Annotated in this window: 10 protein-coding genes, 5 tRNA genes and 1 rRNA gene; 7 read left to right on the forward strand and 9 right to left on the reverse strand. The window is 32.0% G+C overall.

Translation table 11 applies throughout. The features are described 5' to 3' along the window. Positions 1–352: 352 nt before the first annotated feature. The 8 genes from CHAB381_RS02125 to CHAB381_RS08970 form a co-directional block, all read right to left on the reverse strand. A complete protein-coding gene (locus tag CHAB381_RS02125; RefSeq protein WP_012108325.1) occupies positions 353–835 on the reverse strand; it encodes a TlpA family protein disulfide reductase in 483 nt (160 codons plus the stop codon). A gap of 21 nt (positions 836–856) precedes the next feature. After that, on the reverse strand, positions 857–1,543 hold the full coding sequence (locus CHAB381_RS02130; RefSeq protein ID WP_012108326.1) for an ABC transporter ATP-binding protein: 687 nt from the start codon (positions 1,541–1,543) through the stop codon (positions 857–859). Then, on the reverse strand, positions 1,543–2,664 hold the full coding sequence (locus CHAB381_RS02135; RefSeq protein WP_012108327.1) for an ABC transporter permease: 1,122 nt from the start codon (positions 2,662–2,664) through the stop codon (positions 1,543–1,545). Before CHAB381_RS02135 ends, CHAB381_RS02130 begins: the two co-directional genes overlap by 1 nt. Further along, positions 2,654–3,934 carry an ABC transporter permease gene (locus CHAB381_RS02140; protein ID WP_012108328.1) on the reverse strand — a complete coding sequence of 427 codons (1,281 nt, stop codon included), beginning with the start codon at positions 3,932–3,934 and terminating at the stop codon, positions 2,654–2,656. The genes CHAB381_RS02135 and CHAB381_RS02140 overlap by 11 nt, the downstream gene beginning before the upstream one ends. Then, complete coding sequence (locus CHAB381_RS02145; RefSeq protein ID WP_012108329.1) at positions 3,931–5,361, reverse strand: Fe-S-containing protein; 1,431 nt, start codon at positions 5,359–5,361, stop codon at positions 3,931–3,933. The genes CHAB381_RS02140 and CHAB381_RS02145 overlap by 4 nt, the downstream gene beginning before the upstream one ends. Positions 5,362–5,425: 64 nt before the next feature. After that, positions 5,426–5,947 carry an iron transporter gene (locus CHAB381_RS02150; protein ID WP_012108330.1) on the reverse strand — a complete coding sequence of 174 codons (522 nt, stop codon included), beginning with the start codon at positions 5,945–5,947 and terminating at the stop codon, positions 5,426–5,428. A 13-nt stretch (positions 5,948–5,960) separates the two neighbouring features. After that, positions 5,961–8,000, reverse strand: coding sequence for an FTR1 family iron permease (locus CHAB381_RS02155; protein WP_012108331.1), 2,040 nt, complete (start codon positions 7,998–8,000; stop codon positions 5,961–5,963). A 517-nt stretch (positions 8,001–8,517) separates the two neighbouring features. Then, the gene (locus CHAB381_RS08970) at positions 8,518–9,135 is read right to left on the reverse strand and encodes a PDDEXK family nuclease (protein WP_115587323.1); all 618 of its coding nucleotides are present in this window, start codon (positions 9,133–9,135) and stop codon (positions 8,518–8,520) included. Positions 9,136–9,366: 231 nt separating this feature from the next. Between CHAB381_RS08970 and cuyB the strand changes: the two genes are divergently transcribed. Beyond that, a complete protein-coding gene (cuyB, locus tag CHAB381_RS02165; RefSeq protein ID WP_012108333.1) occupies positions 9,367–10,047 on the forward strand; it encodes a cysteate racemase in 681 nt (226 codons plus the stop codon). Positions 10,048–10,243: 196 nt separating this feature from the next. On the opposite strand, the gene CHAB381_RS02170 is transcribed toward cuyB, so the two are convergent. Beyond that, positions 10,244–10,316: transfer RNA gene (locus tag CHAB381_RS02170), tRNA-Lys, on the reverse strand. Between the two features lie 136 nt (positions 10,317–10,452). Here CHAB381_RS02170 and CHAB381_RS02175 point away from each other — a divergent pair. From CHAB381_RS02175 to CHAB381_RS09185, 6 genes are all read left to right on the forward strand, one after another. Beyond that, a tRNA-Gln gene (locus CHAB381_RS02175) sits at positions 10,453–10,527 on the forward strand. 31 nt (positions 10,528–10,558) lie between these two features. Next, positions 10,559–10,633 (forward strand) — tRNA-Met (locus CHAB381_RS02180). A 997-nt stretch (positions 10,634–11,630) separates the two neighbouring features. After that, positions 11,631–13,141, forward strand: a 16S ribosomal RNA gene (locus tag CHAB381_RS02185). Between the two features lie 302 nt (positions 13,142–13,443). Next, positions 13,444–13,519: transfer RNA gene (locus tag CHAB381_RS02190), tRNA-Ala, on the forward strand. Between the two features lie 85 nt (positions 13,520–13,604). Then, positions 13,605–13,681: transfer RNA gene (locus CHAB381_RS02195), tRNA-Ile, on the forward strand. A gap of 560 nt (positions 13,682–14,241) precedes the next feature. Next, positions 14,242–14,442 carry a hypothetical protein gene (locus CHAB381_RS09185; RefSeq protein WP_408610328.1) on the forward strand — a complete coding sequence of 67 codons (201 nt, stop codon included), beginning with the start codon at positions 14,242–14,244 and terminating at the stop codon, positions 14,440–14,442. Positions 14,443–14,485: the final 43 nt, after the last annotated feature.

Here is a 14,485-nt window from a genome sequence, read left to right on the forward strand (position 1 = left end):
GGCTTTAAATTGTAATTTTAGAGCTTAAAATAAGTATATTTTAAATTTTTCGGTTTAAATAAAAAAAATGATAAATATAAAAACTTATAAAAAGTTTTGTTTTTAGCATAAGATAATTCCTGCAAAACATAAAATAACATTATTTTAAATATTAAAAATAACTGAAATTTTTGGCAAGAAGCTTAATTTAACCGCTTTAAAAAAACAGCGCTAAAATTTCGGCGGCTAATGTTTTATAGCAAAACACAAAAGATCAGTTGTACAAAAGGTAAAAAATAAAATCTAAAAAGCTTTTAATATTGCAAATTGAATAATTAAAAATTTAAATTTTTATTAAAAATAATGAAAATTTTTAAAGTAGGCTTTTTATATCTTTTTCTATGATATTTTTTGATGTAAGACCTATGTATTTTTTAACGATTTTGCCGTCTTTATCAAATAAAAAAGTTGCCGGAACACCGTAAATTCCGCCGACTGCATTTGAAAAGTAATCAACCGATTTTGGTGAAGAAATCGTAAGAAAATCAACTCCTTTTTCTTTTAAAATTTTCATATCTTTGTCAAATCCTTGCGAATTTCCCATAATTCCTATAAATTTCACATTTTTAAATTTCTTGCCAAGTTCAATCAGACTTGGTACTTGTTCGCTGCACGCACCGCACGTAGCAGAAAAGAAAAAAACCACAAATGGCGAGTTTTGCCCTTTTATTTTAAGTTTGCCGCTTTCATAAACTGTGTCAATTCCTACAGGATCGTTGATTGACATATGGTGATTTTCATTTTGACAACCGCTGAAAATCGTCAAAAATATTGACAAAATAATCAGTTTTTTCATCTTATTCCTTTTAAAATTTCATTAAACTTCAGTCTTATTTTGCTCATTTTTTAAATTTTGGATTCTATCCAATTTGCCATGTTTTAGCCAAATAATTTTGTCGCCAAATCGTCCAAGATATGGATTGTGCGTGATTAAAATCAATGTTTTGCCTTCTTTTTTAAGATTTTTAAAAATTTCAAGCACAATCTGCTCATTTTTTTCGTCCAAATTTCCTGTCGGTTCGTCAGCAATTATAATATCAGGCTCATTTATAAGAGCTCTTGCAATACAAACGCGCTGTTGTTCGCCACCGCTCAGCTCGTTTGGTAAATGATTTATGCGTTCTTTTAAGCCGACTTTTTCAAGCGCATTTTTTGCGCTTTCTTCGTCGATACTACTGTGAAAATATTGATTTATCATCACATTCTCAAGCGCGTTGAGATAACTTACAAGATGAAATTCCTGAAAAATAAGCCCGATTTTTTCGCGCCTGAAACGTAAAATTTCATCTTTATTCAAGCTATTGGCTTTTACTCCGGCGATTTCATAAATGCCGCTACTTACGTGATCCATTAAGCTTAAAATATTTACCAGAGTGCTTTTTCCTGCCCCGCTTGGTCCCATTATGCTTACCCATTCGCCACTATTTACGCTAAAACTTATATCATCAAGCGCCGCTACATCGCCAAAATACTTTGAAATTCCATCACATTTTAAAATTTCCACTACTCACCTCTTAATAAATTTGCGATATTTTTGCTAAGAGCATTTTTGATCGGATAATAAGAAGCCGCTAATGCACAAAATACGCTTACAAATACCGCTAAAACAATGCTGATTAACCTAAAACCAATGCTTGAACCAAATAAAATTTGTCCTAAAATTTGTGCCAAAGCAAAACCGCCGAATGCCCCTAGCAGAGCACCTAAAAATGATACGACTAAAATTTCAACACCCAAAAATGAGACAATGTTTTTCTTGCTTGCGCCAAGCGCTCTTAAAAGCGCTATTTCTTTTTGACGAGAGATCATAACCTGACTAAGGCTTGTATTTACGCAAACCGAAGTTATGATTAAAATCACAATGCTTACAAGTGCCATCAAAAGTTTTATTTTTTCTAAAATAATTTCATTTGTTTTTGAAATTTTATTTATAACTTCAAAGGCGATGTTTTTGTCGCTTACTCTTTGAAGAGTTTTTGAAATTTCATTAATATCTCCACCGCAAATCGCGTTTGCGTAGTTTATAACGCCTTGTTTATTGAGAATTTTTTGAGCCAAACTTAGCGAAGCGATAACCATTTTATCCTCTTTTTCGCCGTCAAATACGATAGCGCGCACTTTTACTTTATATGTTTGATTTTGCCCGCTAATGCTGATTTCAAGCTCATCTCCAAGCTTTATATCGGCGATTTTTGCAAGATTTTCGCCTATTAAAACGTTTCTATCATCAAAGTCAAAGTTGGAAATTTTTCCCTCTTTAATTTCTAAAAACGGCATAATTTTTGAAAGTGATGAAAACTTCGTTCCCATCATAATCGCACTTGTTTTTCCAAGACTTACAGAGCCGAAAAGATATTTGTTTGACGTCTTTAAATTTTGCATATTTTCAAATTTCGTTTCCAATGTTTTTTCGTCGATGTAATGTCCGTTTTTAGGCGTTATTACTACATTTGCACCATAATTGTTAAGTTCTTCGCTTACTTTTGATTCGATGTCCGCATAGACATTTACAAATGCCGCCAAAACCATAGCCCCTATAAAAATGGAAGTAAAAATTAAAATAGTGCGTGCGCCGCTATTTATAATACTTTTAAATACTACTTTTTTGAAAAAATTATTTGCCATGAAACACCTCGGCAGGAAGCAAATTCAAAATGTTTTTAAGGGCTAAAATAGAGCCTAAAATACAAATTAAAATTCCAAAAATTACGCTTAAAACAAACGCTGTGAAGCTCACGCCGATAAAATCGGCAAAAAGTTTATAACCTATTACAAAAGAGAGTAGGTATCCGAACAAAGCACCAAAAATGCCGGAAATTATGCCTATAATGACATTTTTGCAGCAAAATTCCAAAAATATGAAAATATTTTTTGCACCCAATGCTTTTAAAAGTCCTATCTCTTTTTTACGTATTAAAATTTCACCGTTTGTTAAGCTTGTGATACAAAGTGCAGAAATAATCAGCGCTAAAATCGTAACTATACTCATTAAATTCTGTATTTTTTTTGTGATTTCGCTTTGCACTCCTGAAACGCTTAAAACTACCTTTGCAATGCTGCCTGGCACACTATCTTCGATTTGATAAGCAATAGAACCTGCATATGCCGAGCAATACCAGGTATCATATTCTAAGCTGTCAAGGCTATCAAGATTTCTGCGCGCTTTTACGGAAAGATCGTTTTCCGGGATTGTCATTGCGCTGATTTCAGCTTTTCCATATAAATTTTCTTTATTTGAAAGTTTTTGAACAAGTTTTAAGTTGGCAATCACCTTACCGCTAGCTTCATCACCGCCTTTTAAAATTCCTACAATTTTTGCGTTTTCTCTGTTTTGTCCGAAATTTAAAACAACATTGTCACCGACGTTTAACTTAAGTCTATTCGCTAATTTTTCGCCAACCATTATTTCATCTATTTTTTCATCATTTGGAAATAAACCGTTGACAAACCAAAAAGGATAAAGATTAATTACCCCCGTTTTAAAGGTAGGATCGTCTGCAAGTTTTATATTTTTATCAAAATAAGTGCCTGTTATTTGCACTTTTTCGTTATTTATAAAGCCTGAAATTTCTAAAAACGGCGCAAAAGCCAATATGTTGTTTTGCCAAAAAATTTCTTTTATAAGGTGTAAATCGTTTTCATTCAGATAATCTTCATTGGCAAGAGGCATAAAATTTCGTCCTGAAATTTCGATATTTAAAGAGGAACTTTTTGGAAGCATTACGATATTCGAGCCGTAACTTCTTAATTCATTTGCGACTTTGTTGCCGATATTCAGTGTGATATTAAGCATACATGCTATAAGCGCCGTCGATAAAAAAATCGTCAAAAACATAAGAAAATTTTTTGAGTGAGTGAGTGATTTTTTTACCATAAGCAAAAACATATTTTTCATTTTTTATCCCCGTTTTGCAAATTTTTGGTGCCCATTTCGTCTGTGTTTCGTGACGGCGTATCAACACCTGAAATTTCGCCGTTTATAGTGATAAATTTTTCAGGATTATCTTCAAATTCGGCTAAATTTCGCTCGTTTTCAAAAAAATATGTTCTGCCGTAATATAAATATCTGAATTTGGAGTCATTTTTGATTTTTTTATGACTTACAGGATCAATTACAGTTTTCTCAACTGTCTTTGTAAAAAATCCTGCGCCGTCTTCTATCTCTTTTAGAGAAACTTTCAATGTTTTCCCGTCATATTCATAATTCATAGGAATCGGATTGCAACCGCCGGCTTTTCCGACAGTCGGTAAAAAAATACGCACATTACATGATATGCAAATGAGCTCGCCACCTTTCAGCAAATATCCCATATCGCCGCAAATGCTGCACGCATCAAAAACCATAACCGGGGCAAGTTTGTCTTTAAAACGGTTGATTATAAAAAATCGCACCTCCTTGCCTTCATCTGTAACATAGGCAAAGCGATGAAGTTTATTATCAAGTGCTATTTTTGCATCAAACTCAAAATATCCGTTTTTTGGCGAAACCTCTACTGAATCAGTGATTTTAAGCGGAGCTGATTCTATTTTTATATAGTAGATAAAAATGGCACAGATTGTGAAATTTAAAATTATCATGCAGATTAGAAAATTTTTTGCCAGATGTCGCAACTGCTCGTTTTGGCGAAATTTGACAATGTCTGTTCTTGAAATTTTTTTAGGACGTGAAATGAAAAAATATATTGCCAAAACAATACTGAAACAAGCAAAAACAAACGGTAAAAAAAGATTGAAATATGTTATTTTTGCTACAATCGAAAGCAGCCAGGAATGAGTTAAAATTACGCCGTTTTGCATAAAAGATAAAATTAGACTTGCACTCCTATCAATAAATATAAACATAATTCCTAAAATGCTTATAGTTATCATTACGGCGCGATTTACGCGAAATTTTACAAAATTTATCGCTTTAAAAACAAGTGCTAAAATAACGAAAGCTAAAATACAGAAAAATAGATTTTTAAGGCTTAAAGTATCTAAAATTTCACCTGAGAAAATTTTAAAATTTGCACTTATATTTGCATAAATATAACCGAAGCTAAGCCCTAAAATCAAATAAACCATAAAATGAAAATAAAAATTTTTAAATTTTAAGCAAAACGGTAAAATAAGTATAAAAATTATAGCCAAACTATCGAAAATCGGTAGATTCGAAGTGCCGCTAAGCGCTTTTTGATTTAAAAAATGTACGAAAATTCCAAGAAAAATTCCGCCGAAAAACGGCAGAAAATTCACCTTAAAAAATTCGCGCAAACTAAACAAAGCCGCTAAAAAAGTACCGCCAAAAAGTGCAAGCAGTGTATTTGAAAAATATAATGTCATCTTTTACCTAAAATTAAAAAATTTCGGTCAAATTTTGAAAATTCAAAATTTGACCTTAAAATTTCTACTCTTTCGGAGTGCCTGTGTATTTGAATTTGTAATTAACTTCAAAATTATCCCACCATTTGCCTACACCGGTGGCTTTATCGGCGTGTCTTCCAAAGCCTTGTGTTGAAGGATTGTAAATTTTATAAGTAAGCTCATAATTTCCAACGCCGCCATCCATTTTTATGTTTGCACCGTAGTGTGGACCATCACTTGCTACCATCGGCATAAAATTTCCCTCTTTAATTTTGCCGTTATCGGTATTTTTTAGTGTATAAGCGATTTTCAGATAAGGTATCCATTCGCCTGCTGCAAAACCGTTCGGATTGCCTTCAATCGCGTGAATGTCTGCTTCAAGGTGAATATCCGCCAAGCTTGGTGCTAAATCAATTCCTTTCGGTTCCATATCAATCGGTTGTAAATAAACAGCTGCTATTTCCATACCGTTTTTTTCAATCGGCTCACCGATAGGAACTTCACCGGCATTCGCACCTATAGCTAAAACTGCAGCCGCAGCCGCACCTAAAAAAATATTTTTCATATCTTCTCCTTTATTAAATTGATTTTTCTCTTTTTTTGATAATCAAAATTCCAACAATTAATGCCAACACCATTAAAATTTGAGGAATTAAGCTTTGCACGTAAGGATAAATGCCAAGCCACGTAATTGTAGGCATAGAATGGATAATCGTAGGCACAAAAACTTTGCCTTCCACTAGTTCCATTACACCTTTTCCTGTAAAAACAATAGCCATATAAAAAATGATCGCTGAAGTTGCGATAAAAAACGCGCGAAGCGGAATTTTGATTGAAAACGCCTTAAATATGATAAATAAAACAGCTAAAACAATGCAACCTAGTAAAAAGCCGTAAATTATCATATTTATTGCGCCGATTTTTTGCGCGTCAAAAATAAGTGCTTGATAAAATAGCACCGTTTCCGCACCTTCTCTATAAACAGCCAAAAATGAAACCCACCAAAGTGCTGTTTTATCGCCTTTGCTAAGACTTTGCGAAATTTTACCTTTAATGTATCTATTCCATTTTTTGGCTCCAGCATTAGATAAAAGCCAAAAACCTACATAAAATAGCAGAATTACGGCAATTAACATCGTAGCGCCTTCTAAAATTTCTCTACTTTGAGCAGCATTTGTAAATAATAAATTTACGACCCACGCCGTAAAAAAGCTAAGCAATACGGCAATTCCAACAGATGAATATACGATGCCAAGCTTATTTGAGTTTTGTGTTTTTATAAGATATGCAACTACAGCTGCAACGATTATAAGCGCCTCCAAACCTTCGCGTAAAATAATCGTAAGCGCTAAGAAAAATAAATTTATAGGACTTGAGTTTTTACCGGCTTTTTCCGCACTGATTTCAAGCTGATCAAAAAGTTTTGCTTGCGCGTTTCTTATTTTATCGATACCTGCATTATTTTGCACAAGTGAAGCGATAGCTGAAAAACTAGCCTCCGTTTCAAGTTTCAAATTATTATCTATAGCGCCTATTTTAACTTCCATTCCGCTTGCTTCATACTCATCGAAATATATATCTTGCGCTAAATTTACGGCTTTTTTTATCTCGCCGTTTTTGTAAAGTTCCAAAACTTCCGCCATTTGCGTTTTGATATTTTCTATAACTTTTGTAAAATCAACATCGTCGTTCTCATAGTCCGCATTTTCCACCAAATTTTTCGGCGCAATTTCATATGAATTTTCAGGAAGCTTTGAAACGGCGATTTTTATGAGGTCATCAGCATCTTTTACATGCATTTTAAAACTTTCATCTGAAAGTGTGATATTTTTTGAAATTATATTGCCTAAAATTTGTTGAATCATTGCGTCGATATTTTGTCCTACATATTGACGAACAGCTATTTCAAGCTTTTTATTTCTATAAATTTCAAATTTGATTTTGTTTATCGAAGCTATTAGATTTTCTCTGTCTTTTGTATCATAGAAATTTTTTGCGTTTTGAAATTCGTCTGAAATTTCTATATATATCGAATTCCATGGATTTGCCGCATTTTGTGCGGTAAAATTTGCTGAATTTCCCATATCGTTAACGGTATTTATAGATTTTTCTTCATTTTTATTGTAAGAATCCGTTTTATTTAAAGTATTTGAGCTTGTAAAATTATTGCCGTTGTTTTCCACGCCTGAAATAGTGCTGCTATTTGCTGCATTTGACGCTGATAAACCGCCGTCGTGTGACTTCTCAGCTACAAGTTTAGTTCCATTTTCGATAAGTGGCATAATTTCATCAATTTGACTTAATAAATTATTGATTAAAACTTGCACTGTAGCGATATCTTTTCCGCTTTTGATCGCTTTTCTTATATCACCGAATTGTTTTTCCATCAGATATGTCTTTTTTTGACCAAGATTTATGCGAATACCTGCTTCCAAATTTTCAAAATGCCCAAAATAAGCCTCTTGAACCAATTCTTTTGCGCGTTCGGTGTTTCCTGATTTATATTCATTCAAACTTTGAAAAAATTTATCTTTTATAGCCGAATTTTCTGCATTGTAGTCTGCACCGAAAAGCCAAAGAGGAAATAAAAATAGTAAAAAAATATTTGTAATCTTCATAATCATTCTCATTATTTTAAAAATTTTTGTCGCATTATAAGTAATTTTAGTTTAAAATAAAATAAAAGTCATTATCAAAATAAAAATGATTATGAAAAAATTAGGTGAAATTTAATATTTTCGAGGATTGAAATAATTGTTTATGGAAATTTTTATATTTTTAAAATATGAAAATTATTTTAAAATTTATAGTTTTCAACAAGAAAAAATATAAAAATTAAAATAAAAACGGCAAATTAAATTTGTAAAATTCAGGCGATTAAGAAAATTATGAAAACTTAATTAATACTTAAAATATAAGCTGAAAAAATTAAATTAAATAAATTACATAAAAAGTTTATTATATTTGGTAATTTGAAGTTTTTAAATAATGAGTTTAAGATAAATTTTTTCGTATTAATTTTATGCTAAAAAATTATTCTGATTTAAAAAAATTGCAGCGTAAAATTTAGAATTGTTTTAATAAAATTTTAAAAAAATGAATTTATCTTTAGCATATGCTCTGATAATTAAAATTTTATGCTATTTTAATGCCGAATTTCAAAAGTTCTTTTGGTAAAAAATCATCTATATTATTTATTTCATTATTTCCTATTTCTATTAAATTAAGTCCGTTTTGTTTATAAAGTTGCTGTTTATATTGTTTTATGTTTAGATATTTTTCATCTTCCAAGCCCCAAAATTCTATATAAACTTTGCCTTGCGGAATGTAAAAATCACAATACATTTCTTCTTTTATAGGAACCGATTTTTCGTAAGCATAAGTTACAAATTCGCTATAAAGCCAGTCTGCGATAATAACTTCGGCTCTGCTTCTTACATAATGCCCGTCTTTTGTGCGATATTCGGCTTTAAATTTTGTGCGAAAATCATTTTCATCTTTATTTTCAACTTGTTCGCTTTGCGGTTTCAGACTTTTTATAAATAATTCATTATTTAAAATTTCTTCATTCCAGGCTACATAATCGTTTCCCATATATTTTTTTTGGATTCCGCCGTTTATTTGCCCTTTTTTTGTTACTGTATAACCACAATCACTTTTTTTTAAAAAATCCAAATCATCAAAAATTTCATTTATCTCTTTTGGCGTTTTGCCGAATTTTTCGCCTATTTGTTTTGCCGTTAAAGATTTCATTGTTTGCCCTTTTCTTTTAAAAATTTGTTTGTTTTCAATGATTATTTTTAGTAAAAGTAGAATTATTGCAAATAAAATAAAATTTGTCAATGTCATTTTCGTCCTTTGATTTTAATTTATTTAGTCGTATTTTAGCCTAATTTCCACTAAAATTTTATAAAATATAAAAATTTACTGAATTTGTATAAAATGTTCAGTTGATAATTTAATAAGATTATAAAGGGGTAAAATATGAAATTGGTTGGAATTATCGGCGGAATGGGACCTTTGGCTACTATTGATCTTTATAAAAAAGTAGTTTTTTTGACAAATGCGAAAAGCGATCAGGAAAATATACCATTGATAATAGATAACAATACTCTTATACCGGATAGAACAGCGTATATTCTTGGCGCCAAAGAAGATCCTTTTGCTGAGCTTTTAAAAAGCGCTAAAAGGCTTAAACAAAGTGGTTGTGATGCGTTTTGTATGGCTTGTAATACGGCGCATTTTTTTGCAGACAGATTAGTTGAGCAAAGCGGCTTGCCGATACTTCATATCGCAAAAATAACCGTTAATGCGATAAAAAAAGAGTATAAAAATGTAAAAAAAGTAGCCGTTCTATCAACTATCGGCACACAAAAAGCCGGAATTTACGATAACGAATTGAAAAAAAACGGCTTTTTGACGGCTGATATATCGCAAATTGCGATGAAAAAACTGATGAGCTGCATTTATGACGGTGTAAAAGCCGGGAAAATTGAAGATTTTGTTCCTAAATTTAAGGAAATTTTAAATGAAATTGATGCCGATATTTATATCGCCGCATGCACGGAAATTCCGTTATTTTTGCCATATATCGGCGATGATAAAATTATCATTGATGCTACAAATGAGCTAGCAAAAGAGATTATCAGATTTACTAAAAGCTAAATTTTAAATATATTTTTTGTTGCATTTAATTTCTTATTTTTGTTAATCAAGTGATATTTAATATTTACTTTTTTTGCAAAAGTATAAAATAGCAGCGTTTAAATGCAAATGTAAACAAGATATTGAATTTTATAATACGCCAAACGTTAAAGCGGAAATTTTAATAATATAGAAAAAGTCCAAAGCGTGGTAATTATGCCCCATGTAGGGTTCGAACCTGCGGCCACCTGATTAAGAGTCAGATGCTCTACCAACTGAGCTAATGGGGCAAAATAAAAAAATATTTTATTATTTTTAATATAAAAATTCGTTTAAATTGTTAAAAAATCTAAATTTATATGAAAATTTTTAAATTTGCCTTGACAATGGAAATTAAAAAATGTATAATTACGTTTCTTTTTGCATTGGGGTATAGCCAAGCGGTAAGGCAATTGGTTTTGGTCCAATCATTCAGAGGTTCGAATCCTCTTACCCCATCCACGATTTAAGCTTTTTTAGTTTATTTCATTGACGCAGAGTAGAGCAGTGGTAGCTCGTCGGGCTCATAACCCGAAGGTCGGTGGTTCAAATCCATCCTCTGCAACCAAAACATTTATCAACTCCCTAATACTACATGATTTTACATATTATAATTTACTTTTGAGATTGCCATATAATTATATCTGTAATTTTGGTAAAAAGTAAATATGTAACCAAATGTTTTTTGTTGTAATCGTTATAACTTAGTATAAATACGATTATAGATTGTAATTACTGATAACTCTGAGTTTTAAATACTGCCTTAACCTGTTTGTACAAAATTTTAAATATAGATGATATAGATGATTATTTTGTTTCTTTAAATGATTGCTTGTATTTGCGTTGCAGATGTTGCAAAAATGTATAACAAAAAAATATATATCGTAATGTAAAAATTTTTAAACAACTTTGCAATTGCAATAAGTTTGGTTGCTATGACGTATTAAATGCCGACAAAACATTGTATGAATCGTATAATCGTATAATAGATAAAACAATAGTTTTGAAATTAGGCGCCTTGAAAAAAGACTTGTTTTTACGAATATTTATCTTGCCTTGCAAATAAAATAAGTAAACAATATCTTAAACGTATGTAATACACTGTTTAATAATAGTAATTGCTGCACTTTAGAGTATTTTTATGGACTTATAGCCAGTTTTGCAACCAAAAACTTAAATAAATATATAGCACAATTTTATTTTCTCTCAATTTTTCTCAAACTTTTATCTACTTTTAAGCAAGTTTTTTATACAATTCAATTTCGCTTTTTTGAAAAGCAAACTAAAAAGCTTTTTAGAAAAAGTAAGTTTTTTAAATTATCATTGTCAATATAATCAAAGTCAATCTTTGAAATCTAAACAAGTGATCGATTGAGCCGGTTTATCAGGTTTTAGGCTTTCTTAGGAAAGTAAAAGCTGAAATGAACTAAAAATATATTTAATATTCAAAAAGTTTTTAGATTAAAAACTTCATATATAAATTATAATAAATAAAAAACTCTTTTAATAAAAAACAGCTTGATTTAATTAAGCAAATATTTTATAAAGAGAGATAAAAAATGTTTTATATGGAGAGTTTGATCCTGGCTCAGAGTGAACGCTGGCGGCGTGCCTAATACATGCAAGTCGAACGAACGAATAAGAGCTTGCTCTTATAAGTTAGTGGCGCACGGGTGAGTAATATATAGCTAATCTGCCTCTTAGTAGAGGATAACAGTCGGAAACGATTGCTAATACTCTATACTTCTGCTTTACATAAGTAAAGTAGAGAAAGTTTTTCGCTAAGAGATGAGGCTATACTGTATCAGCTAGTTGGTAAGGTAACGGCTTACCAAGGCTATGACGCATAACTGGTCTGAGAGGATGATCAGTCACATTGGAACTGAGACACGGTCCAAACTCCTACGGGAGGCAGCAGTAGGGAATATTGCGCAATGGGGGAAACCCTGACGCAGCAACGCCGCGTGGAGGATGACACTTTTCGGAGCGTAAACTCCTTTTATCGGGAAAGAATAATGACGGTACCCGATGAATAAGCACCGGCTAACTCCGTGCCAGCAGCCGCGGTAATACGGAGGGTGCAAGCGTTACTCGGAATCACTGGGCGTAAAGGGTGCGTAGGTGGATTATCAAGTCTCTTGTGAAATCTAATAGCTTAACTATTAAATTGCTTGGGAAACTGATAGTCTAGAGTAGGGGAGAGGCAGATGGAACTCTTGGTGTAGGAGTAAAATCCGTAGATATCAAGAAGAATACCTATTGCGAAAGCGATCTGCTAGAACCTAACTGACACTGATGCACGAAAGCGTGGGGAGCAAACAGGATTAGATACCCTGGTAGTCCACGCCCTAAACGATGTATACCGGTTGTTGCTTTGCTAGTCAAGGCAGTAATCCAGCTAACGCATTAAGTATACCGCCTGGGGAGTACGGTCGCAAGATTAAAACTCAAAGGAATAGACGGGGACCCGCACAAGCGGTGGAGCATGTGGTTTAATTCGAAGATACGCGAAGAACCTTACCCGGACTTGATATCTAACAAATCATCCAGAGATGGAAGAGTGTCTGCTTGCAGAAATGTTAAGACAGGTGCTGCACGGCTGTCGTCAGCTCGTGTCGTGAGATGTTGGGTTAAGTCCCGCAACGAGCGCAACCCACGTATTTAGTTGCTAACAGTTAGGCTGAGTTCTCTAAATAGACTGCCTTCGTAAGGAGGAGGAAGGTGTGGACGACGTCAAGTCATCATGGCCCTTATGTCCGGGGCGACACACGTGCTACAATGACATATACAATGAGATGCAATATCGCAAGATGGAGCAAATCTATAAAATATGTCCCAGTTCGGATTGGAGTCTGCAACTCGACTCCATGAAGCCGGAATCGCTAGTAATCGTAGATCAGCCATGCTACGGTGAATACGTTCCCGGGTCTTGTACTCACCGCCCGTCACACCATGGGAGTTGATTTCACTCGAAGCGGGGATGCAAAATTTGCTACCCTCCACAGTGGAATCAGCGACTGGGGTGAAGTCGTAACAAGGTAACCGTAGGAGAACCTGCGGTTGGATCACCTCCTTTCTAGAGTACAAATGAATATTCTCTCACAAGATATTCATCATAAATCTCAATCATCCTTGTTTAGTTTTCAGAGATTGAATAATTTAAAAAGAGCAAATTAAAATTAAAAATAAAAACATATATAATCCCGATTGTTTTTATCAACAACGAAACAGACAGATAAATAAAAAAACACAAATCAATAAACAAACAGACAAAAACCGAAAATATAATAAAAACAATGAAACTTATAAGAATAATAATCTTCTTAAAATAACCGATAATTAAAATACAATAAAATAATCAGATATTATGTAAACATCGGGGAATTAGCTCAGCTGGGAGAGCGCCTGCTTTGCACGCAGGAGGTCAGCGGTTCGATCCCGCTATTCTCCACCATTTATTATTTTATTCTGATTTTCTAAAAATTAAGCTTTATGCTTTAATAAAAATAGAAAATCTATAACAAAAAGATATATAAAGAGGGCCTGTAGCTCAGCCGGTTAGAGTGCACCCCTGATAAGGGTGAGGTCATAAGTTCAAGTCTTATCAGGCCCACCAGTTGATTATATTGAAAAGATAAATTACACTAATTTCATAATTTTCACAATATTTCATTAAATTTCTCCTGTTTATATATTTTTTAAGACAAAAATATTAATTAAATGATTTTATGCTTAATTGTGACTAAATTTTAACTTATAATGGTTTCTATATAAATTTATATGTTTGAAGTATCACTAAAATTTTTATTTATGATTTTTGCTATCTGTAAACTCATTTTTGCAGTATTGAACTTTATTTAGCATAATTAATTCAATTAAGTTATTAGACGCTTTCAATAGCATTTATTGTTTTTTACATAGAAATGCGGTTTATACACAGAACTAATCTTTGTATGGTTCTATAATATTTATTCATACTCATTTACTAATTTTTACTAAACATTAAATTTTTATTAGTTACTAATATGTTTTATTTGATTTTGAGACATTTCATAGTATTTTTTAATTTTTTAAAATAAGAATTTTGGCTACTAAGCACCTAAATTTATTTCAAAATCATTAAATTTATCTAATAATTCTTATTTTTGCAATAAAAATATTTCCTCTAAAGAACTAATAGAGAGATTTAATAAATTAAATAAAGATACAAATGTAGATAATATGTTAAAGTGTAAAAAATGTAAATTAAAATTTATTTGTTCCGGTGGTTGTAGGATAGATAATTTAAATCATTGTAATAATATGAATAAACCTATTTGTAACGATAAATATAAGAAAAGAATTTACGAAAAACTAGTAAATGACGAATTATCATGAATAAAGCTATATATCGCGGTATAAGAACAAATAATTTAAAAAA

It is taken from the genome of Campylobacter hominis ATCC BAA-381, from assembly GCF_000017585.1.
GTDB lineage: Bacteria > Campylobacterota > Campylobacteria > Campylobacterales > Campylobacteraceae > Campylobacter_B > Campylobacter_B hominis.